The sequence below is a fragment of the Fusibacter sp. 3D3 genome (assembly GCF_001748365.1).
In the GTDB taxonomy this organism is placed as follows: domain Bacteria; phylum Bacillota; class Clostridia; order Peptostreptococcales; family Acidaminobacteraceae; genus Fusibacter_A.
In genome coordinates, this window is sequence record NZ_BDHH01000011.1 from 22391 (window position 1) to 43993 (window position 21603).

General features: G+C 37.2%; 19 protein-coding genes. 14 read left to right on the forward strand and 5 right to left on the reverse strand.

Annotated features, from left to right (window positions below):
• Nucleotides 1-8: 8 nt before the first annotated feature.
• The gene (locus F3D3_RS13185; RefSeq protein WP_069874608.1) at nucleotides 9-587 is read right to left on the reverse strand and encodes a hypothetical protein; all 579 of its coding nucleotides are present in this window, start codon (nucleotides 585-587) and stop codon (nucleotides 9-11) included.
• A 171-nt stretch (nucleotides 588-758) separates the two neighbouring features.
• Here F3D3_RS13185 and F3D3_RS13190 point away from each other — a divergent pair, with 171 nt between their 5' ends.
• Nucleotides 759-1685 (forward strand): sensor domain-containing diguanylate cyclase, encoded by a 927-nt coding sequence (locus F3D3_RS13190; protein WP_207645379.1) that lies wholly within the window; start codon nucleotides 759-761, stop codon nucleotides 1683-1685.
• Between the two features lie 346 nt (nucleotides 1686-2031).
• Here F3D3_RS13190 and F3D3_RS13195 read toward each other — a convergent pair whose 3' ends face one another.
• Nucleotides 2032-4089: a bifunctional diguanylate cyclase/phosphodiesterase gene (locus F3D3_RS13195; RefSeq protein WP_069874612.1), complete on the reverse strand. Its 2058-nt coding sequence runs from the start codon at nucleotides 4087-4089 to the stop codon at nucleotides 2032-2034.
• Nucleotides 4090-4224: 135 nt separating this feature from the next.
• Here F3D3_RS13195 and mutY point away from each other — a divergent pair, with 135 nt between their 5' ends.
• The 8 genes from mutY to msrA all read left to right on the forward strand — a co-directional run bounded on the left by mutY (nucleotide 4225) and on the right by msrA (nucleotide 10830).
• The gene (gene mutY / locus F3D3_RS13200; RefSeq protein WP_069874614.1) at nucleotides 4225-5295 is read left to right on the forward strand and encodes an A/G-specific adenine glycosylase; all 1071 of its coding nucleotides are present in this window, start codon (nucleotides 4225-4227) and stop codon (nucleotides 5293-5295) included.
• A 73-nt stretch (nucleotides 5296-5368) separates the two neighbouring features.
• The gene (locus tag F3D3_RS13205; protein ID WP_069874615.1) at nucleotides 5369-5716 is read left to right on the forward strand and encodes a glutaredoxin domain-containing protein; all 348 of its coding nucleotides are present in this window, start codon (nucleotides 5369-5371) and stop codon (nucleotides 5714-5716) included.
• Between the two features lie 27 nt (nucleotides 5717-5743).
• Nucleotides 5744-6622, forward strand: coding sequence for a YegS/Rv2252/BmrU family lipid kinase (locus tag F3D3_RS13210; protein ID WP_069874617.1), 879 nt, complete (start codon nucleotides 5744-5746; stop codon nucleotides 6620-6622).
• A 151-nt stretch (nucleotides 6623-6773) separates the two neighbouring features.
• Nucleotides 6774-7190, forward strand: a complete 417-nt coding sequence (locus F3D3_RS13215; RefSeq protein WP_069874618.1) for a bacteriohemerythrin — start codon at nucleotides 6774-6776, stop codon at nucleotides 7188-7190.
• An 87-nt stretch (nucleotides 7191-7277) separates the two neighbouring features.
• Nucleotides 7278-8222, forward strand: coding sequence for a phosphogluconate dehydrogenase (NAD(+)-dependent, decarboxylating) (gene gnd, locus F3D3_RS13220; RefSeq protein WP_306455957.1), 945 nt, complete (start codon nucleotides 7278-7280; stop codon nucleotides 8220-8222).
• Nucleotides 8223-8231: 9 nt separating this feature from the next.
• Nucleotides 8232-9599 (forward strand): glucose-6-phosphate dehydrogenase, encoded by a 1368-nt coding sequence (gene zwf / locus F3D3_RS13225; protein ID WP_069874622.1) that lies wholly within the window; start codon nucleotides 8232-8234, stop codon nucleotides 9597-9599.
• Between the two features lie 46 nt (nucleotides 9600-9645).
• Complete coding sequence (locus F3D3_RS13230) at nucleotides 9646-10284, forward strand: cyclase family protein (RefSeq protein WP_069874624.1); 639 nt, start codon at nucleotides 9646-9648, stop codon at nucleotides 10282-10284.
• 72 nt (nucleotides 10285-10356) lie between these two features.
• Complete coding sequence (msrA, locus tag F3D3_RS13235; protein WP_069874625.1) at nucleotides 10357-10830, forward strand: peptide-methionine (S)-S-oxide reductase MsrA; 474 nt, start codon at nucleotides 10357-10359, stop codon at nucleotides 10828-10830.
• 127 nt (nucleotides 10831-10957) lie between these two features.
• Here msrA and sdaAA read toward each other — a convergent pair whose 3' ends face one another.
• Together sdaAA and sdaAB are read right to left on the reverse strand one after the other, a co-directional pair.
• Complete coding sequence (sdaAA, locus tag F3D3_RS13240; protein ID WP_069874627.1) at nucleotides 10958-11836, reverse strand: L-serine ammonia-lyase, iron-sulfur-dependent, subunit alpha; 879 nt, start codon at nucleotides 11834-11836, stop codon at nucleotides 10958-10960.
• A gap of 8 nt (nucleotides 11837-11844) precedes the next feature.
• Nucleotides 11845-12519: an L-serine ammonia-lyase, iron-sulfur-dependent subunit beta gene (gene sdaAB / locus F3D3_RS13245; protein ID WP_069874629.1), complete on the reverse strand. Its 675-nt coding sequence runs from the start codon at nucleotides 12517-12519 to the stop codon at nucleotides 11845-11847.
• A 193-nt stretch (nucleotides 12520-12712) separates the two neighbouring features.
• On the opposite strand from sdaAB, the gene F3D3_RS13250 reads away from it, so the two are divergent.
• The 3 genes from F3D3_RS13250 (at nucleotide 12713) to F3D3_RS13260 (ending at nucleotide 17153) form a co-directional block, all read left to right on the forward strand.
• Nucleotides 12713-14506, forward strand: coding sequence for a DegV family protein (locus F3D3_RS13250; RefSeq protein WP_069874631.1), 1794 nt, complete (start codon nucleotides 12713-12715; stop codon nucleotides 14504-14506).
• 12 nt (nucleotides 14507-14518) lie between these two features.
• Nucleotides 14519-15286 carry a DUF1295 domain-containing protein gene (locus F3D3_RS13255; RefSeq protein ID WP_084389023.1) on the forward strand — a complete coding sequence of 256 codons (768 nt, stop codon included), beginning with the start codon at nucleotides 14519-14521 and terminating at the stop codon, nucleotides 15284-15286.
• 88 nt (nucleotides 15287-15374) lie between these two features.
• The gene (locus F3D3_RS13260) at nucleotides 15375-17153 is read left to right on the forward strand and encodes a methyl-accepting chemotaxis protein (protein WP_069874634.1); all 1779 of its coding nucleotides are present in this window, start codon (nucleotides 15375-15377) and stop codon (nucleotides 17151-17153) included.
• Between the two features lie 100 nt (nucleotides 17154-17253).
• Here the strand turns inward: F3D3_RS13260 and F3D3_RS13265 are convergent, their stop codons facing one another.
• Nucleotides 17254-18810 (reverse strand): ABC-F family ATP-binding cassette domain-containing protein, encoded by a 1557-nt coding sequence (locus F3D3_RS13265; protein WP_069874636.1) that lies wholly within the window; start codon nucleotides 18808-18810, stop codon nucleotides 17254-17256.
• Nucleotides 18811-18925: 115 nt separating this feature from the next.
• Here F3D3_RS13265 and F3D3_RS13270 point away from each other — a divergent pair, with 115 nt between their 5' ends.
• Together F3D3_RS13270 and F3D3_RS13275 are read left to right on the forward strand one after the other, a co-directional pair.
• Nucleotides 18926-19507 carry an NUDIX hydrolase gene (locus tag F3D3_RS13270; protein WP_069874638.1) on the forward strand — a complete coding sequence of 194 codons (582 nt, stop codon included), beginning with the start codon at nucleotides 18926-18928 and terminating at the stop codon, nucleotides 19505-19507.
• 202 nt (nucleotides 19508-19709) lie between these two features.
• A complete protein-coding gene (locus F3D3_RS13275; protein ID WP_069874640.1) occupies nucleotides 19710-21569 on the forward strand; it encodes a DEAD/DEAH box helicase in 1860 nt (619 codons plus the stop codon).
• Nucleotides 21570-21603 lie beyond the last annotated feature (34 nt).

The window sequence follows — 21603 nt, forward strand, 5'->3', positions numbered from 1 at the left end:
GCTATAACCTAAAATTCAAAAGTGGATTGCTTAAGGGTAATGCCATCTCTTAAACCGTTGATAAAGCCTTCATAGAGAATGCTCTTATTATCTATTTCAAACAAATCTATCGTTTGGACTAGACCTGGAACCTTATCAAAAGTTACGATACCGTGTTTCTTGAGCATGGCATAGACAAATTGAGAACAAAAGTAGTGATAATTTCGATCCAAGGGTCTGTTTAACAAGATGCCAAAGAGCCCTAAAAAATTGTAGCGATATAAATCCTTGTGGGTTACAAAGCGCTCCACATCTTTTAACAAGCCCTCGTATTGAAGCTCGGTCACATTGACTTCAAAGATAAGACATTCGCTCTTTCTATATTTCTTAAAAACACCATCGTATATGTTTTCTCGGACGAAACCGCCTGAAAATGGATTGTTTGGATTTGATCTGCCAAAAGAATACATGGATGTAAATGAGGCATCAAAACTGATGGATGTATGAACGTATTTAGTAGCTGAAAAATACTTTAACGTACGTGCTAACCATGTACCTGTCTTGGTAAACACAATATAGATTGTTTTTTGATTTTCTGATAGATTCATGTGATCTCCCTAAATAGCATATATGTTTATGTAAACTTTATATAGCTATTATAACTTAATTCATACGACTATTATAATACATGAAAGGCACAATGGGTACTTAAAGATTCGATTTTGTATAAAATTGTTATTTTCACTAAAATGAATGGGTATATATGAAAAAACGCGTATGTGAGAGAAGGTGAAAAAATGCTAAGCGATATGAATTACAAATTTATTTTGGATCAACTTTTTGATGGGGTTTACATCGTGGATAAAGAGAAGCGCATTGTATATTGGAATGAAGGTGCCAAGCGAATTTCAGGTTTTAAAAGTGAAGAGGTTGTTGGCCGGTACTGTCATGACAATATTCTCAATCATGTGGATGAATATGGCATTAATTTGTGTCTAAATGGATGCCCGCTACATCAGACCCTTAATGATGGCAATAAGCGTGAACTCACTGTTTACCTACAGCACAGAAGAGGCCATAGGATACCTGTGAAAATCAAGAGTTTTCCGATTTATGAAAACGATGAAGTCATAGCTTCTGTTGAGGTGTTCACAGAGAATTTTGAGCGCACGAAAAAACCAAAGTCTATGTTGGTTCTGGACAAAGGTGCCTTGAAAGGGGTCTTAACAGATGAGCTCACAGATTTGCCGAATAAGAGGATGATTGACCATTATTTGAATTCAAAAATGAATGATTACAGAGAACTTGGTATACCTTTCGGTATTGTCATGATTGATATAGACAGTTTTGAAGAATTTAATAACACCTATGGTGAAGCGCTATGTGATCGTGTTATTCAAATGTTGGGAAGAACTTATAGCAAAGCTTTTAGAATGGCTGACCTCGTTGGAAGGTGGCGAGAGGATGAGTTTATATTTGTGTTCTCGGGTATTAAACATGAGGCGCTTAAAATGCTTGCTGAAAAGATTAGGATGATCTCTGAGAATTCTTCTCTACGTGGAGAAACTTTTAAAGATATTGAAGTGACAGTGTCTGTTGGGGCAACATTGGTACAGCAAGATGATACTGCTCTTAAGTTGACAGAAAGGTGCTACGAGCGCGTTAAGAGAAGTAAAGGGAAGGGTGGCAATAATATCACTGCTTAATCATCACCACACACAATGAGGGTGAAAATTGATCAGAGATCACACTTTTTTAGAGTCTTCGATCGGCAAATTGCTCTAGGTTATCACATTCAATTAAATTCTTTTTTTGCAATGGCGACTATGGGGTAAGTTTTAGTGATATCTACCGTGGTGTCCAATTCAGTCAAACCTTCACTGAATAAGATTCCAAGTAAAGAAATATCTAAGCCAGATTTTGACTGTGTTTCATTTATAAGCAGAGCATATCAAGTGGTTCATTAAAAAGCACCTCATTCCTAAAGAAAACTTTAAAAATGAGGTGTTTTTAGTTTATCATATAACCGTATTTATAAGTTCATCCCTTTCTTTAGAGATCCTTTTTAGGCATTAAATAGACTTCTTCAAAATCGACTTTACTAATCGGGCGACTAAAGAGGTAGCCTTGTGCAAAATCACAATTAAACTTTTTTAATATTTCCATGTGTTCTAATTTTTCGACGCCCTCTGCGATTACTTTTAGGCCTATTCGATGTGCCATATAGATAATAGATTCTGTTATGGCACCGGTTTTATCATCTTGCCCGAGTGAATAGACAAATGATTTATCAAGTTTCAAGTAGTCAATTGGCAATTTTTTAAGATAGCTTAGTGATGAATAATTAGTCCCAAAATCATCAAGTGCGACTTCAAATTTAAGCGCTCTTAAGGCTTCTAACTTAGCGATAGTGGTGATGCTATCATCAATAGCAACATTTTCAGTGATTTCAAAGACGATTTTTTTAGGTTCAATATTGTGAGCTGTAACAATTTCAGTGATACGGGGCAAAAACGATTCGCTCAGTATTTGAATACCAGATAAATTGATCGATACTTTTCCAAAATTATAATCCTGTTCTTCCCACTCGCGCATATGCCGACAGACTTCTTCGATAACCCAATCACCAAGTTCGAGGATAAACCCTGTTTTTTCTGCAATCCCAATAAATTGATCTGGCGGAATCATGCCTTTGTCAGGACTATTCCATCTAAGGAGTGCCTCTGACCCAATCAATACATGGGTCCTCATATTAAACTGGGGCTGATAATACAGCTCAAATTCATGCGCATTAAGTGCATTTTTCATGTTGCTCTGAAGTTCGACGTACTCGAGTATTTCATCGTGAAGCAAGTCTCTAAAGACAGTAGTTTGATTTTTACCATTGTTTTTTGACGCATACATGGCAGTGTCTGCTTTCTGAAATAGCGTTTCAAAGGTCTGACCATGATCTGGGGTGTAGGAAATGCCGATGCTACAAGAGAGATGGAACTCTCTTCCGATAAGTGTCCAAGGGGTTCTGATGATCTTGAGAATTTCTTCAGATAACGTAACGAGAGCCTCTTTTGTATCAAAGTCCACGACAATAAAACCGAATTCATCACCACTCATTCTGGAAAGCATATGATAATGATGTTTTAAATTTTGAAATTTGGATGCCATTTGTTTTAAAAGCAGATCGCCTTGAGTATGTCCAACGAGATCGTTAATCATTTTAAAATTGTCAATATCCAAATAGATGAGACCTACTTGATGTTCTTTGACAATCAAACGGTTGACAACTTCATCAAGTCGTGCACGATTAGGCAGGTCGGTGATGTGATCATAATAGGCGAGATACTCTATCCGATCTTGAATTTTTTTGGAGTCGGTGATATCTTTAAGAGCACCTACCATTTTAAGCGCATTGCCATCGGCATCCCAAACGGCTTTGCCGGTGTTCTGCACCCAAATGTACTTATCTGCTCTTGTTTTTAGACGAAATTGAGTGTCATATCGATCTATGCTTTGGTCGAGATAATCACGAATTTGACTCAAAACAACACTCTTTTCATTAGGATGTAAGATGTTTTCAAATTCATCGAGTGTAAAATGAGGCGTATCATGAATTTCATAACCTAAAATCTCGAAGAATTTATTGGAGACAATAAAAATACCAGAGGTGATATCCCAGTCCCAAATCCCATCGTTTACACCTTCGAGCAGAAGTTGATAGCGTTCTTGACTGGTTTTTAGCTCTAACTCATTCATCTTAAGCTCTTGTAGATTATTGGAGAGCGTTGCTTCTGTCTTTTGAAGGGCTTTGAATTGTGTGTTCAATTTTTGAGCGAGATTGTAGTCCGCTTTAATACGCTGATAAATGAGGCTAAAAAGTAAAAGTGCAGTGACAACGATGTAAAGCCAGCCTTTATAGATGCTTATTCTATAAAACTGATCTTGACTGGTACTCATAAAAAGCAAGATTTTATCTGACAACAAAATCCATAATGTTCCAAAAACAGTATATGTCATTGTGATTTTAAGCGAAGCCCAAAGTGGCGTGACTTTAAGAGGAGTATCTCTTTTTTTTAAAAGATGAAATTGTTTGTTTTTAGGTGTTTTTTTAGGCATTTAGACCTCTCTTCGATTCTATTTCTTGAAATATATGGACTATATACCCGATCTAAATCTTAAAAAACAGTCGTATTTTTAGAGGGGTGTTGTTATTTGTATCATAACAGATTAGACTAAGGTTGAGGCGAAAAAATGGACAAAAAATTATTAGAATGGTATCAAAAAAACAAAAGAGAAATGCCGTGGAGAGAAACACATGATCCCTATTTTATCTGGCTTTCGGAAATTATGCTTCAACAAACACAGGTGATTACTGTAATCGATTACTATAACCGGTTTATCAAAAAATTCGGTGATGTCAAGCGTTTGGCCGAAGCTGATGAGCAAGAAGTGCTTAAACACTGGGAAGGTCTTGGGTACTACAGTAGGGCAAGAAATTTGCATAAGTGCGCTCAGGTTATCGTATCGCATTATGAGGGTAAATTTCCGAGAGACTATAAGCAATTATTAGAGCTGCCAGGGATTGGCCCTTATACCGCTGGGGCAATTTTAAGCATTGCGTACAATGAAAGAGTTCCTGCGGTGGATGGGAATGTTATGCGCGTTTATTCTAGATATTTTAAGATGAATTGTGACATATCCGATCCCAAGAGCCGAGCTTTTTTTGAATCCAAAGTGATGGCAAACATGCCTGATGACGCAAGACATTTCAATCAAGCGCTCATGGAACTCGGGGCAATCATTTGCACGCCGAAAACGCCAAAATGTGAAACATGCCCCATTGCATCCGAATGTTTAGCGAAAGAATCCAATTCACAATTAGATTATCCGATCAAGACGCAAAAAATAGAGAAAAGGCACGAAAATGTCTCTGTACTTTTATTTGTAAATCAGGGCAAAGTGATGATAGAAAAGCGAAATGATGCATTATTACTCAAAGGTCTTTGGGGATTTCCCACTTATGGTGTCCAGATGACTTCTAAAACCGAAAAGAGTGAAGTGATATCAGAGGACACTTTAATGGATTGGATTCATAAAAACTACGATTTTGAAGGGCAAATAATGACAAAAATACCCGTGAGAAAGCATGTCTTCACACATTTAGTGTGGCATATGACAATGATTATCGTCAAAATAGAATCGCCTAAATCGATGGATTATCCTGAAGTGAAATGGGTAGTGCCAACGCATCTTGAAGCGTTTCCGCTTCCCACTGCGTTTAAGAAAAATTTATCTGAGGAGATCTTAGAAATGCTCGTTTAGTGACTAATTCATGATAAGTTGGGTATAAATAGCTTGATACAAACCACTAGAATTATGAAAAGAGGTGAGCAAATTGAAAGAAATTGTCATGTTTACAAGTAATACTTGTCCACATTGTAGATCTGCTAAGGCTTATTTAGACGAAAAAGGCTATAAGTATATAGAAAAAAATGTTCAATTGGACCAGTTTGCACGACAGGAAATGATGTCTAGAAAAATGATGGGTGTCCCTGCATTTATCATTGGGAATGAAAGCGTTGTTGGTCTTGACCGTTTTAAACTCGAAGCTTTAATTGATTACACGGTGGAAGTCTGTCCACATTGTAATCATAGAACAAGGGTGCCAAAAGGCAAAGGTAAAGTCAAAGTTATTTGTAAAAAATGTACAAATGATTTTGTGGTTCAAACCCGAAATATGTAACTTTAATTAAAGGAGACGACTGTAATTATGAAAGCGTTGCTACTGTACAATCCAAGGGCAGGCCTTAAAGGATTTCACAATCAACTGGATTATATAATCGATCAGTTTCAACAGCGCGACTTATTTGTGGTGCCTTATAGGCTCAATCAAACTAAGCGGTTAGAGGTTTTTCTCAGCGAAGAGATTGAAGCGCAATACGATCGCGTTATAATTGCAGGTGGTGACGGTACGATACATCAAGTCATCAATGTGCTCATAAACCTCAATTGGACAAGACCGATTGCTATTTTTCCTGTGGGTACAGCGAATGACTTTGCCCAAATGTTTGAAATACCAAAGACGATAGAGGGCATGGTTGAGAATGCACTCTCTCAAAATAGTGTTCCATGCGATGTTGGTGTTGCCAACGATCGTTATTTCATCAATGTGGCGAGTTTTGGCTATTTGGTGGATATCAGTCAAAAGGTTAATGAGCAGGTTAAAAATATCATTGGTGTGTTGGCGTATTATCTTAAAGGGATTGAAGAATTCCCCAAATTAAAACCGTTTGAAGTCACTATTTTTACAGATGAGACGGTGTACGAAGAACCTATTTATTTTGCGCTGGTCATGAATGGCAAGTCTGCTGGCGGTTTTAGGAAAATCTCGCCCACTTCTAAGATCGATGATGGCGTTTTAGATGTTTTATTGTTTAAGAAATGTCCTGTTTTAGAAATAATGCCACTCTTAATACAAGTATGGAATGGCGAGCATCCAGAAAGCCCGTATATTGAGTACTTTGCAACAAAAAAACTAAAGATTATGTGTGATGAATCGATTTGCTCAGACCTTGATGGTGAGGCTGGTATTGGCTTTCCTATGGAGATCAGCGTTTTATCCAATCGGTTAAATATCATCAAAGGCTAGAGCGTTACTCAACTTTTCACTTTTGACACTCTAACGCTCCCTTCGATTTAACAAAAAGTTTATACTTCTTCTCTAGATTAGAGATTCATTATAAGTTATGATGTAATGAATAAGAATTGAGTACCATGTGAGAGAAGACGGAGGCAATTTTATGTTAGCATGGAAGAGAGAGTTTGAGTTTGGCATACCGGTGATAGACGATCAACATAGACGATTAATTGAGATCGGTGGGAACTTATTTGAACTTGTAAATGATGATACAAGAGATGACTATTTTGATGAAATCGTTGCGATGTTAAGAGAACTAGAGGCCTATACAGTAAACCATTTTGAGGAAGAGGAAGCGCTGTTTGATGCTGTAGATTACATGGGATCAATGGCCCATAAGTTTGAACATAAAATATTTGTAAAGAAGTTGGAGGATTTTATGTCGGACTTAGATGCTGTGGATTCTAATCAAAAGGAAACACTGTTAAATCTTTTGAATTTTATTGCGGATTGGCTTGTATTACACATTGTAAAAACGGATCGTGAATATGTGCCTTTATTGTTTGCTGCTCGAAAGTAGACAGTAAGAGGAGACTGTGATGATAAACTTTAGGGTTTGTTATTAAAGGGCTCCTTTTTTTTATTTTTTCTTTTTAAAGCACAATAATTGGGTAATGAGTATTTAAACGAAATTTATGAAAAGAGGTATGATATGAAAGTAGGGTTAATAGGTCTTGGCAAAATGGGCTATGCACTTGCGCTTAATATGAGAGATCAAGGTGTAGACGTCCATGTGTATAACCGGTCCAAAGAAAAGGTGGATCACATTAAAGAAGAAGGGATTCATGGCTTTTACGATCTTAATGCGCTGGTGTCGCATTTGGATGAATCCAGAAAAGTAATTTGGTTAATGGTGCCCGCTGGAGAAACAGTGGATACATTAATTGACGAGCTCATTCCAATGCTCAAACAATCAGATATCATCATTGATGGTGGCAATTCCAATTACAAAGATACAAAAAGGCGATACACAAAATTAAATGAACTCGGCATTGATTATATCGACGTTGGCACAAGTGGCGGTATTTCTGGTGCACGCTTTGGAGCCTGTCTTATGGTGGGTGGCGATCCAGAACCTGTGGAGTATATCAGTGGTGTATTACAGACGCTTGCCGTTAAAGATGGCTATGGCTATTTTGGACCTTCTGGCAGTGGACATTATGTGAAAATGGTTCACAATGGAATAGAGTATGGTATGATGCAAGCTATCGGTGAAGGTTTTGATATACTAAAGGCGTCTGAATACGATTTTGACTTTGAATTAACTTCAAAAGTCTGGAGTAACGGTTCGATCATAGAGGGACTTTTAATGCGATTGATGCATGAAGCCTTTATGGAAAGTGAGACTCTTGAAGGGATTAAGGGGATCGTAGATGCATCTGGCGAAGCGGATTGGACGGTGGAAGAAGCGTTGCGATTAAAAGTGTCAGCCCCTGTGATCACACAGTCATTGTATACGCGCTTTAAGTCAAAGGATGAGGATCGGTTTAGTGAAAAATCCATTGCGGCACTTAGAAATCAGTTTGGCGGACATAAAATATATAAAGAATAGGGTGGTTGGATGATCTTTACAATATTCGGAGCAACGGGTGATTTAACGACGAAGAAATTAATACCAGCACTTTATAAACTGTATGAAGATGATCAAATGCCCAACCACTTTTTGGTAAACATGATTGGTAGGCAGACACATGAAGAAGATCTCTTTATTCAACGTATATGGGAGCAGATAGAGGGCAATTTTCCAAATTGGAATCATTTTAAATCGCATCTGCGCTATATCAAAATGGACTTTACAGAACATTATGCTTATGAGGCGTTTGCAGAACATATGAGGACTATAGAAGATTACGACTCTCAAGAACGTGTCTATTACTTGGCTACAGCCCCTCGCTTTTTTCCTGTGATTGCAAATGCACTTGTTGTCAACGCTCTTGTGGTTAAGGGCAATATGAGGGATAAAATTATTTTTGAAAAGCCCTTTGGGGAAAATCTTGAAACAGCTAAGGCATACAATCAACTTCTGCTTGGGTTGATAGAAGAGAGTCAAATCTATCGTATAGATCATTATTTGGGAAAAGAAATGCTTCAGAATGTTTTGATGGTCAGATTTGCAAATAAAATTTTTGAGAGTATCTGGAATCGGGATAATATTGAGCATGTTACCATTTATGCTTTTGAACAAGAAACTGTAAAGCAAAGGGGTGGCTATTATGATCGCTCGGGTGCGCTGCGAGATATGGTTCAAAATCATTTGTTTCAGACCTTAGCGCTTGTTGCAATGGATCCGCCTAATGGGCTCAATGACAGGCTTATCAAGGATGAAAAAGTTAAGGTGCTTGAAAAATTAGAATTTTCAAGTCCTATAATTTTTGGCCAATATAAGGGCTATCTCTCTGAAAAGGGGATTCCAAGTGACTCAAAGACAGAGACCTTTGTGGGCCTTAAGATGTTCATCAATACACAGAGGTGGTCGAGAACACCCTTTTATCTTGTAACGGGCAAAAAAATGAAGCATAAGCGTGCTGCTGTCGTGATCACATTTAAAGAATCCAATTGCTTTTTTGAGAGTGGTCAACCCGAAAAAAATACATTGACAATAGAAATTGCACCAAGAGAGGGATTGGCACTTACCTTTAACGGCAAAGCGCCTGGGCTTCAATCGTATGTGATGCCCATGAAGATGGACTACTGTCATCTTTGTAATGTGATCGGCAACACACCAGAAGCTTATGAGAAATTGATTTTAGATGTGATTCATGATGATGCTTCTCTCTTTACAAGATGGGATGAAATTGAGAGTTCTTGGAAGACAATAGATCAGCTTGAACAGCTTAAAGATTATGAACCTTTATACATCTATGAAAATGAAGCAGAAATGCTTGAGAAGTTGAAGTCTGAATGGGGTCAATTTTTGACCTATTTATAGAATACACGGATGGGGGGTGCTCCCCTAAATACAGAAAGGAATTCCAATGAAAATAAATAAGTGGCTTGATGTAACAATGACGATAGAACCGAGCATGATGGTTTATAAGAATTTAGAGGCGAAAAAACCTGCGATTACGACAAGAGCTAATTACGAGACGCATGAACATTATGAAAGCAGTATTGCCATGGATTTGCACACTGGAACGCATATTGACATGCCTCTCCATATGATTAAAGATGGCGCTACATCAGATACTTTCAGCCTTGAGGCTGTCAATGGCAAATGTTTTGTGATCGATTTAACTCAAATTGAAGAGAATCATATTGAAAAATCACATTTATTGCCTTATGAAGCTCAGATCAATGCGGGTGAAATTATCATATTAAAAACAAAGAATTGTCTTAAAGCGGAATTTGATTTTGAGTTTGTTTTTTTAGCAGAAAGTGGTGCACAATATTTGTTGGAGAGAGGGATCAAATCGGTAGGCATTGATGCACTTGGCATTGAAAGAAGTCAGCCTGAGCATCCAACACATAAGATTCTCCTCGGCAATCATATTTATATCATTGAAGGTCTTGCACTGGCAGAAATCAAGGCAGGACCATATAAAATGTTGTGTTTACCACTCAAAATTGCAAATGTCGAGGGATTACCTGCAAGAGCATTATTAAAGCCAATGTAGCGAAGCGGACTGAGCATACGCTTGGATCCCCTCTTAGAACTATAAAATTTTTACAATAAAAGGGAGAATGATATGAAAAGAATCGTACTGGCAGGAGGGTGTTTTTGGGGGATGGAGGCCTACTTTGAACGCCTTGATGGCGTTATTGAAACTGAAGTGGGCTATGCAAATGGTGAAACCAAAGCGCCAACCTATAATGAAGTTTGTAGTAATACCACGGGGCATGCTGAAGTTCTAGACATCCACTATGATCCAGAAGCGGTAAGTTTAGAAACTTTGTTAGCTCATTTTTGGAAAGTGATTGATCCAACACTTTTAAACCGTCAAGGTGGTGATATTGGTTCTCAATACAGAACGGGTATCTATTTTACGGACTCATCAGATTTACAAGTCATTGAGTCTTCTAAAAGTGAAGCGCAAAAGCAATACGATAAGTCGATTGTGACAGAAGTTTTGCCGCTTGACTATTATTATCCAGCAGAAGCGTATCATCAAATGTACTTGAAGAAAAATCCGGGTGGATATTGTCATATCAAACTGGATTAGAGCATATAGGATAGTGATTCTATATAAGTTTTAAAAAGGCGTAGACAAACCGAATTTAAGGGATTGTACGACGCCTTTTTAAATATTCAAAAAAATATCATGACGCTATTATTTTGAAATACACTACTTATTTTGAAAACAGATCCGTTGCAATTTGAACGCCAGTTTTAGTAGTTGCAAGTCCTCCAAGGGCAGTTTCTCTAAGTGAGGGCGGCATGGCTTTTCCCACGCGATACATCGCCTCCACCACTTCGTCGAATGGAATGATGCTCTTAATACCTGCAAGAGACATTTCAGCACATAGAAGTGCATTTGCAGCACCCATGCCATTGCGTTTGGCACAGGGACTTTCAACTAATCCAGCAATTGGATCGCATACGAGCCCAAGAAGATTTTTAAAACACATTGCTGAAGCATTAAAGACTTGTTCTACACTGCCTCCCATCATATGAACCACAGCACCAGATGCCATAGCGGATGCAGTCCCAACTTCGGCTTGACATCCGCCCTCTGCGCCCGAGATTGTAGCATTTCTAGCGACGATACTGCCCACCATATTAGCGGCAAGTAGGCCTTTTATAAGCTGAGCTTCAGTGAGTTCAAAGCGTTCTTTTGTCGTCATTAAAACAGCGGGCAACACACCACATGAGCCTGCCGTTGGAGAAGCGACTACCTTGCCCATGGAAGCGTTGACTTCCATAGTGCTCAAAGCATAGGCGACTGCCTTTGCAATCGTTTCACCGCAGACAGTCTTCTCGGTTTCATAACGTCTTTTCATTTGGATACTATCATTGCCAATGATTTTACCATGAATGTGATTATCCACATCGTTAATACCTGAATCAATTGCATTTTCCATAACTTTTAAAACTGATTTAAGATAGCTTTCGATATATTCAGGTGTCTTCTCCGTTTTTTTTGTTTCATAAGCAAGTGAAAGTGCATCTAAACTTACGCCGTTGTTGTGACAATAAGTGATGACGTCTAAAGCACTAGACAGTTTCATAGGGCCTCCTATTCGTATATTTTCTGAATGACATTGACAGAAATCATGCCATCGATTCGAGTGAGTTCATCCACAACATTTTTGGGGATTTTTTCGTCTGCTTCTATAATCCCGATAGCTTTTTTGCCTTTTTCTTCTCGATAGAGTTTCATAAAGGCAATGTTGATCCGATTCTCTGAAAGTGTGGTAGATATCCTTGCGAGCATACCTGAGCTATCCTTGTGATGCGTTACAAGGGTGTTGAATTCACCTGTAAACTGAACATCAATACCATTGATAGACCTTATGATCATCTTACCACCACCGATTGAAATACCTGAAATCTCCCATGTCTCTAACATATTGGTTTTCGCGCGTATTAAGACAGTATTGGGATGTTCAGAATCTTCATCCGATGAAATAAATTCGTATTTTAAACTCCGATTATCTGCAATTTTAAAGGCCTCAACAAGACGTTCATCATCAGGCTTAAATCCTAGGAGGCCCCCTAAAAGTGCCACATCAGTGCCATGACCTTTATAGGTTTTTGAGAAAGAACCATAGAGTATAAAAGTGACTTCAGTGATGGGAGATTTGATAATCTTCTGCGCAGCGTATCCGATTCGACAAGCGCCTGCGGTATGTGAGCTGGAAGGTCCAATCATAATGGGCCCAATAATATCAAAAATATTATAATCTTTCAATGAAAACCTCCTGTAGAATTTTTAAAGAGTCACTCTCTTTTTTTATAATTAAATCTATAATAACAAAAAAAGGATAGAAATGCGATGTGATCTTATAAATATTCTTTAGTAATGCGTTAGAGAATGGGTATAAATGAGTAATATAGCAAAAAGACATGATAAATGATATTTAGGATAAGTTGAAAGGTTTCTTATGAATAAGCAGACATTAGATGGGAATCAATTTTATAAATTATTTAGATCAGGTGTTGGAACAGTGGTTGCTCAAAAAGAAATATTGAATTCTACAAATGTATTTCCAGTAATGGATGGAGATACAGGCACAAATTTGATGATGACACTGACTTCAATTTTGGACGAAACAAAGATTTCAAGTGATTTCAGCGTGGTTATAAATTCTATATCTGATGCTGCAATTGAAAATGCAAGAGGAAATTCTGGTGCAATATTTGCAAGTTTTTTAAATGGTTTCTCAAAATCATGTGGACATCTAAAAGAATTGACAATGGAAGCGTTCGGTTTAGGTGTCGTAAAGGCTTCTAATGAAGCTTATGAGTCTGTGTCGCACCCTGTTGAAGGGACGATGCTTACCGTTATTAGAGTTTGGGCAGATTTCATAAATAAAGAATATAAGTTCTTTGCATCGTTTAGTGATCTTTTTAATGAAGCCTATGAAAAAGCTTTGATCACGTTAGAAGAAACACCATTACATCTAGAGATTTTAAATAAATATCATGTTGTAGATTCTGGGGCAAAGGGTTTTGTTTACTTTTTGGAGGGCATTAACTCAGTTTCAGACGAGACTTTTTTAAAAGAAAATAATAATTTTGAAATAGGTGATTTTAAAAAACTGAGTATAGTGCATAATGAAACTGAAGCATTTTCAGCAGAAAATCGATATTGCTGTGAATTTACTTTAAAGGGAAAATTTGAAGGGCGGAAAACGTTAGGAAGTTTTGGAGATGAAATCGTAATTACTGGAAATCAGCGTGTTACTAAGGTGCATATTCATTCTAATAATCCCATTGGCATCACAGAATTTTTTATAAAAGAAAGTCACTTTATTTCTAAGGCCAAAGTGGACGATATGTTGCTTCAAGTTCAAGTGCGCAATCATCAAAAGTCTAAAATTGGTATTTTAACAGATTCAATTTGTGATTTACCACCAGCTTTATTTGAAAAATATCAAATTCATATGATTGCACTCAACGTGCATTCAAACAATCAAACTTATTTGGATAAGCAGACGCTCAATTTTGATATTTTATCTCGTCTCTTAGAATCCAATTCATACCCGCAAAGCAGTCAGGCAGATGTTGGGCAGATTAAATTAAAATTAGATTGGATGCTTATGTATTATGAGAGTATCATTGTAGTATCAGTTTCCTCTAGGCTTAGTGGTATGTTTGAAAGTTATAAGAAAGCCATAAGAGTCGCTAAAAATAATGGAAAAAATATAACGTTGATTGACAGTAAATTGAATTCAGGCGCTCAAGGACTTTTGGTCTTAAGAGCAGCAGAGTTAACATTGACAAATTTTACACATGAGGACATCGTTCAAGCGTTGAATCAGATTGCAAAAAAAACACGTATTTTTGTCAGTCTCGATACTTTTAAGTATGCAGTAAAAAGTGGAAGAGTTCCTAATATAGTCGGGAAATTTGGAATGTTTTTAAATTTAAAACCGATTATGACCCTAGATGATATGGGAAGTGGAACGGCCTTTGGAATTGCACTTTCAACCAAGGGTATCAATAAAAAAATTGAAAAATTGGTAAAGTATATTTTTGTTAATGAAGGTATTGTTGATTATGCAATTGTACATGCAGCAAATTTTGAAATGGCAACACAATATAGCGAGAGATTCATTGAAATTTTAGGAGTTTCACCAAAATTTGTTTCTGAAATTTCTTCAATAACTGCGATACATGCGGGTAAAGGTGCTGTTGCAATTGCCTTTATCAAGGGGGATAACTGTAAAGAGTGAGGAGGTTGTATTATGTTTTTAACCGCATTTGTATTTATTATGAGCTATTTTATTTTATTTTTTATGGCATCCATACGTCTTAAAAATAATTCGATTGTAGATTTCGGTTGGGGACTCGGTTTTGTCCTGACCAATTTTTATTTAATTATTATAAAGGGCAATATTTCTATTGGTGTAGGCATTGTAACTCTTTGCATCACCTTATGGGGGGGACGTTTGTTTTTACATATCTTCAAGAGAAATTGGGGAAAACCTGAAGATTTTAGATATGCGACATGGCGAAAAGAATGGGGAAAATGGGTTATTCCCAGAAGCTTTTTTCAAGTTTTTATGCTTCAAGGCATTATAATGTTCATCATTATGCTTCCTGTAATTTCAATTTATCAATATGAAACAGAGCCTATTGGAATCTTAATGGGAACAGGAATTTGTATTTGGATTATAGGCTTTTATTTTGAAGTTGTAGGGGATTATCAGTTGAGTCAATTTAAGAAAAATAGTTTAAATAAAGGCAAAATTATGAGTACAGGTTTATGGCGTTACACGAGGCATCCCAATTATTTTGGAGAGGCAACTATGTGGTGGGGGCTATTTATAGTGGGATCATCCTATGGCAATCCAATGTGGACGATAATAAGTCCTATAAGCATCACTTTGTTGCTGTTGTTTGTATCGGGTGTTCCAATGCTTGAAAAGGAAATGAAACATAAGGATGGTTATGAGGAATATGCCCATAAAACAGCCCTTTTTGTACCCTTTCCCCCCAAAAAAAATGATTAAATTAAATTAAATTAAATTTATATTAGGTTATAATGTTTATTATGGATGCTGTATTGAGTGTAGGGATACGCACACGAGGAGGGGGCATATGAAGAAAATAAGAACAAAACTGGTTTCGATGGTTCTCGTTAACATGTTGCTTATAGCGGTGATTGTTGGGGGAACAGCAGTCTTTTTTATCTATTCAAGCAATATGGGGCGATTAGATCAACTGGAAAGTAAAATGAGAGAGAATTACGATCTGAACATTAAGAGCCAAGTTGAAATTGTGATTTCAGCGTTAGACGGCATCCAGAATCAGATTACTGAAAAAACCATCACCTTGGCTGAGGGGAAGAAGATTGCAGCCGATGTGATTCGAAGTGCAAAGTACGGTGAAAGCGGTTACTTTTGGGCGGATTCAAGTGATGGTGTAAATGTGGTGTTACTTGGCAATAAAGATGTTGAAGGCAAGAGTAGAATTGATCTCGAAGACAAATTAGGCAATAAAATTATTCAGAACATGATAGCTGTTGTCAAAGCGGATGGAGAAGGCTTCACGGATTACTACTTCGCAAAACCTGGAAGCGAGGAAGCGCTTCCTAAACGCGCCTTTGTGAAGTATTATGAACCCTTTGATTGGATCGTTGGAACTGGAAATTACATTGATGATATCGATGCCTTTATTTTGTATGAAAAAGAGATCGTTGCAAAAGATATCAATCGTGTCATTTTACTATTGGGCATATTTATCATTATGGGCTTGGGCATTGGATTCATCGTTTCTTTTATCACGAGTAATTCGATTTCAAAACCGATTTTATCACTTGCAGAACTTGTGGATAAAACGTCTAACCTCAATATTAAAGATGACGATGGGTATGATTATTTGATAAAATACAAAGACGAGCGGGGGATTATAGCGCGTTCTATTGCAAATTTGAGAACAGTTCTTCGAGATTTGATTAAAGAAATGCATGCGGATTCAATCCAGCTGACTGGTGCTTACAATGAACTCAACAGCATTGTCACACAAGGGAGAGAAGGCATTGATGCGGTGACTCAAACTGTGGCAGATTTTGCAAAAGGCGCCACAGAGCAAGCAGAGGATGCCCAAAAGGCGGCTTCTAATATGAACAGTCTTGCGAATGAGATCAATCAAAGTGTTAAAAGTGCACAGCAGCTTAGAAGTTATACCGGTGAGGTGACAGAAAATAATGCATCTGGTGTTAAACTTATTAAGGAACTGGATGAGAAATTTAAAGGGACAAAAGAGGCCAATGCAAGCTTAAATGAGAATGTCGGAACGCTGACGGTAAAGTCATCTTCTATTGTTCAAATTACCAATACGATTCAAAAAATTGCAGAGCAGACCAATCTTTTGGCACTTAATGCAGCGATTGAGGCAGCAAGAGCGGGTGAAGCTGGAAGAGGATTTGCAGTTGTCGCCGATGAAATTAGAAAACTTGCTGAAGAAACATCCAAATCCACACTTCAGATCGATCAAATCATTCAAGAAATTCTTGGCGAAATCGATGAAACTGAAACCAATATGAAACATGCTAATCAGGCGATTGAAATTTCAGGCGAAGTGCTTTATAAGGTTCAATCTTCCTTTGATGCGATTGAAAAATCAATGGTGGATACGATTCATCAACTGGATAATATCACAGCAAGTGTTCAAAATGTGGATCAAAATAAAGATAAAGCGATTGAATCCATTGATGGCATATCGGCTGTTACGGAGGAAAATGCTGCAGCTTCTGAAGAAATATATGCGACGATGGATACTCAAGCAGAGCTCATGCGCAATATTCAAGATAATGCATCAGATGTTGGCAAGATTGCAAACACATTGACAGAAATCATCCAGAGATTTACTGTATAATGCATTTTAGACAGTTCTATATTGAGAAAACCGAATAAAATCTAAAAAAGCACCCTTATTCGCAAGATAACATACGAATAAGGGTGCTTTATTAATAAATCTATACGATTTTAGTGGTCCATTCTTCTAAATTCCAGACGTCTGTAACAATATCTCTGTAGAATTCCGGTTCATGGCTAATGAGTACCACAGAGCCTTTATATTTTTGTAGTGCACGTTTGAGTTCTGCTTTCGCATCAACATCCAGATGATTAGTGGGCTCATCTAGAATAAGGAAGTTAGTTTCGCGGTTAATTAACTTGCAAAGTCTTACTTTGGCTTGTTCACCACCGCTTAAGACCACAATCTTGCTCTCGATGTGTTGGTTTGTTAAGCCACATTTTGCAAGTGCAGCTCTTACTTCATATTGAGTGAGGGCGGGAAAAGATTCCCAAACTTCTTCGATACAGGTTTTGTAATTGGCATCTTTAATTTCTTGTTCAAAATAGCCAATGTGGAGAAATTCTCCAAGCTCAACTTGTCCAGAAAGACCTTTGATTTCACCGATGATGCTTTTAAGAAGCGTTGTTTTACCAAGTCCGTTAGCACCTGTAATGGCAATTTTTTGTCCACGTTCCATCATGAGGTTTAATGGACTACAGAGTGGATCATCATAACCAATGACAAGATCAGTTACTCTGAAGAGCATTTTACCACTGGTACGTGCTGTTTTAAAATGAAATTCTGGTTTAGGTTTTTCTTTTGCAAGCTCTATAACGTCCATTTTATCCAATTTTTTCTGTCTAGACATCGCCATGTTTCGTGTGGACACACGTGCTTTGTTACGAGCCACAAAATCTTCAAGATCTGAAATCTCTTGTTGTTGTTGTTTATATGCAGATTCAAGTTGTTTCTTTTTAACTTCAAAAATACGTATGAAGTTATCGTAATCTCCAACATAGCGATTAAGTTCTTGATTGTGCATGTGATAAACAAGATTGATAACACTGTTTAAAAAAGAAACATCATGCGAGATGAGAATAAACGCATTTTCATATTCTTGAAGATAACGTTTAAGCCATTCAATATGCTCTTCATCCAAATAGTTTGTTGGCTCATCCAGTAATAAAATATCTGGTTTTTCAAGTAAGAGCTTCGCCAAAAGAATCTTTGTGCGTTGACCACCACTTAAGCTTTCAACGGTCTTATCGAGACCAATATCGAGTAGCCCTAAGCCTCTTGCAATATCATTTACTTTTGCATCAATCACATAAAAGTCGTTATGATTTAAAATATCCTGTATTGTACCCACTTCTTCCATGAGTTGATTGAGCTCATCTTCATCAACGTCACCCATCTTCAAGTACATGTCATTCATTTCTGTTTCTAAATCAAATAAATATTTGAAGGCATTGTCTAATACATTTTTAATGGTCATGCCCTTTTCAAGGACAGTATGTTGATCTAAGTAACCAACACGTACGCGTTTAGACCATTCAATTGTGCCTTCATCCGGTTCAAGTTTATGGGTGATAATATTCATAAAAGTGGATTTTCCTTCACCGTTGGCGCCAATGAGTCCGATATGCTCCCCCATTAAGAGTCTAAAAGATACCTTATTAAAGATTGCTCGATCGCCAAAGCCATGGCTTAAATGCTTTACTGTTAAAATACTCATACAAAATCCTTTCTTTAAGTCCCAATAGTCCTTTGATATTATATAATAAAAGCAGTTAGAAAAGCAAAAATAATTCGTAAATTTTACAAATGATATTAAAAGAGAGGCTGAGTATATGAAAGTAAAAAAGATAACACAATTGGATTCTTTAAAATATTTAAAAGGATATGGCATAGATTACATCACAAAAGAAGGTAATTTAGCGTATTGGGAACTCGTATCAAGAGCTGGGCTAGAGCGACTTGAATCGGAAATTTTTGAAGGTAAAATTTATACAGATGGCGCCATGATTGTGGCATCTGATGAAAACAGAAAAAAACTTGTCATGATCAGGGAATACAGAGTATCTGCAGGTAAATACGTCTATATGTTCCCAGCGGGTCTTATAGATGCTGGGGAAAATATCGAAGAAGCGAGCATAAGAGAATTTAAAGAAGAGACGGGGCTAATGTTCAAACCCGTAAGCATCTCAGTACCGAGATACGTTTCAGTGGGGATTGTGAACGAACGCGTGAATGTGGCATATGGATACTATTTTGGCACGCCGAGTACCACGTACCAAACGGAACATGAAGAAGCGGATATTGTAATAGTGGACTGTATGGAAGCCAAGCGCATTTTAGAAACGGAAGAAATTAGCATTAGGTCAGCCTTGATTTTAGAGCATTTCTTTAAATTAAATGCATTTATAGATTAAAAAAATAATGGCATATTGGCCATAAGTGTGATATAATAACTCGTTGATGAAATCATCGGATTTCGTAACCCGTTAATAATACTCAAATGATTATTAAAGATGTGCGAAGGCGCATCTTTTAGACATTTGTTAGCAGAAAATCTTTCTGGATCGTAAGGCATCCAGAATTCTGTGGATGTACGATTGAGAAAGGAACAAATAAATGAATAAAATTCAATTCAGTGAACTGAAAGTCTCAGAAGAAATTTTGAGAGCCGTTGAAGCTATGGGATTCGAGGAAACAACTCCTATACAGACAATGGCAATTCCCGTAGCGTTAGAGGGTAGAGATTTAGTAGGTCAAGCGCAAACTGGTACAGGTAAAACAGCAGCATTTGCAATTCCGATGCTTGAAGCGATTGATGAATCTAATCGCGGCGTTCAAGCTCTTGTACTCTGTCCAACGCGTGAACTTGCTGTACAAATTTCTGAGGAAGTAAGCAAAATTGCAAAGTTTAAAAAAGGCGTTAGTATCATGCCCATTTATGGTGGACAGGATATAGAAAGACAGATCAGAGGTCTTAGAAAAGGTGTTCACATCGTTATCGGAACGCCGGGTAGAGTCTTAGATCATCTTAGAAGAAAAACACTTAAATTTGCAGATTTAAAAATGCTCATTTTAGATGAAGCAGATGAAATGCTCAATATGGGCTTTAGAGAAGATATCGAACTCGTACTGGGTGATGTGGATCATGAAATCCAAACAATGTTGTTCTCAGCAACAATGCCAAGAGAGATCATGAACATTATTAATAAATACCAAAAAAATCCAGAAATTTTAAAAGTAGCACATAAAGAATTGACAACTCCAAATATCAAACAAGTCTATCTTGAAATGAAAGATAAAGATAAACTTGAGATTTTGAGCCGACTTGTGGATATTTATGATTATAAGCTTTCTATTGTATTTTGTAATACCAAGAAACGTGTGGATGAAGTCACAGATATGCTTCAAGCAAGAGGCTATCAATGTGACAAGATTCACGGCGATATGAAGCAGACCCTTAGAATGAATGTCATCAACAAATTCAAACGTGGCGATATTGATCTTTTAATAGCAACAGATGTTGCGGCAAGAGGTCTTGATGTTGAAGGTGTTGAAGCGGTATTTAACTATGATATGCCAACCCATGAAGAATATTATGTGCATAGAATTGGAAGAACTGGAAGAGCCGGTAAAGATGGTGTTTCTTTTACTTTTGTAACGAACAGAGAGTATCATTTGCTTAGAAGTATTAAGCAATATACAAAATCAGATATCGTGCATCATCCAATTCCAAAGATTACAGATATCGAAGCCATGAAACGTGAACTGTTCCTTGGAAAAGTTAAAGAACGTATTCAAGAAGGTATTGACGCTAAATTCATTAAAATCATTGAAGAATTTTCAGATGAAGCTTTTTCACCAATTGAAATTGCAGCTGCTTTACTCCAAATGGAACTTGAAATGGAAAAAGCGAAGGAAATTGATTCTATAGATAATGAAAAGAAAGTCAGAAATACTAACCCAAGATCAGATTCAAGATCAGATTCAAGATCAGATTCAAGATCAGATTCAAGATCAGATTCAAGGTCGGGTTCTAAAAATAAAAGTAGAAATTCAGGATCAATGATTCGTATGCATATCAATGTGGGCAATAATCATCACGTACGCCCAAGAGACATTGTTGGCGCCATTGCAAATGAAGCGGATATTGATGGCAGCTTAATCGGTAGTGTAGATATTTACGATTCGTTCTCTTTTGTTGAAATTCCAGAAAGTCATGCAGATAGAGTTCTCGAAAGAATGGATCAAAGACAGATCAAAGGGAAACCCATTTCAATTGAGCGCGCTAAAGGCAGAACAAACGATAGAGGCAAGGAACGCAGCAAAGATCGTGGCAAGGACTCTAGAGGCTTCAGAGGAAAAGAAGATTCTGAGGGTTTTAAAGCGAAGAAAAGCCAAAAAGAAAAATCATACAATGAGAGTAATGCTGAAGGCGATAAAAAAAGAGTTCGCGTTAAAAAAACTGTAAAAATTTAACAAGAATCGAATTTGAAATGAATGAGTCTAGTGT

Excerpts from the sequence above, each read along its gene's own strand:
- F3D3_RS13185 (WP_069874608.1), bottom strand. The coding sequence starts at position 587 with ATGAATCTATCAGAAAATCAAAAAACAATCTATATTGTGTTTACCAAG.
- F3D3_RS13195 (WP_069874612.1), bottom strand. The coding sequence starts at position 4,089 with ATGCCTAAAAAAACACCTAAAAACAAACAATTTCATCTTTTAAAAAAA.
- mutY (WP_069874614.1), top strand. The coding sequence starts at position 4,225 with ATGGACAAAAAATTATTAGAATGGTATCAAAAAAACAAAAGAGAAATG.
- F3D3_RS13210 (WP_069874617.1), top strand. The coding sequence starts at position 5,744 with ATGAAAGCGTTGCTACTGTACAATCCAAGGGCAGGCCTTAAAGGATTT.
- F3D3_RS13215 (WP_069874618.1), top strand. The coding sequence starts at position 6,774 with ATGTTAGCATGGAAGAGAGAGTTTGAGTTTGGCATACCGGTGATAGAC.
- zwf (WP_069874622.1), top strand. The coding sequence starts at position 8,232 with ATGATCTTTACAATATTCGGAGCAACGGGTGATTTAACGACGAAGAAA.
- F3D3_RS13230 (WP_069874624.1), top strand. The coding sequence starts at position 9,646 with ATGAAAATAAATAAGTGGCTTGATGTAACAATGACGATAGAACCGAGC.
- msrA (WP_069874625.1), top strand. The coding sequence starts at position 10,357 with ATGAAAAGAATCGTACTGGCAGGAGGGTGTTTTTGGGGGATGGAGGCC.
- sdaAA (WP_069874627.1), bottom strand. The coding sequence starts at position 11,836 with ATGAAACTGTCTAGTGCTTTAGACGTCATCACTTATTGTCACAACAAC.
- F3D3_RS13250 (WP_069874631.1), top strand. The coding sequence starts at position 12,713 with ATGAATAAGCAGACATTAGATGGGAATCAATTTTATAAATTATTTAGA.
- F3D3_RS13255 (WP_084389023.1), top strand. The coding sequence starts at position 14,519 with ATGTTTTTAACCGCATTTGTATTTATTATGAGCTATTTTATTTTATTT.
- F3D3_RS13260 (WP_069874634.1), top strand. The coding sequence starts at position 15,375 with ATGAAGAAAATAAGAACAAAACTGGTTTCGATGGTTCTCGTTAACATG.
- F3D3_RS13265 (WP_069874636.1), bottom strand. The coding sequence starts at position 18,810 with ATGAGTATTTTAACAGTAAAGCATTTAAGCCATGGCTTTGGCGATCGA.
- F3D3_RS13270 (WP_069874638.1), top strand. The coding sequence starts at position 18,926 with ATGAAAGTAAAAAAGATAACACAATTGGATTCTTTAAAATATTTAAAA.
- F3D3_RS13275 (WP_069874640.1), top strand. The coding sequence starts at position 19,710 with ATGAATAAAATTCAATTCAGTGAACTGAAAGTCTCAGAAGAAATTTTG.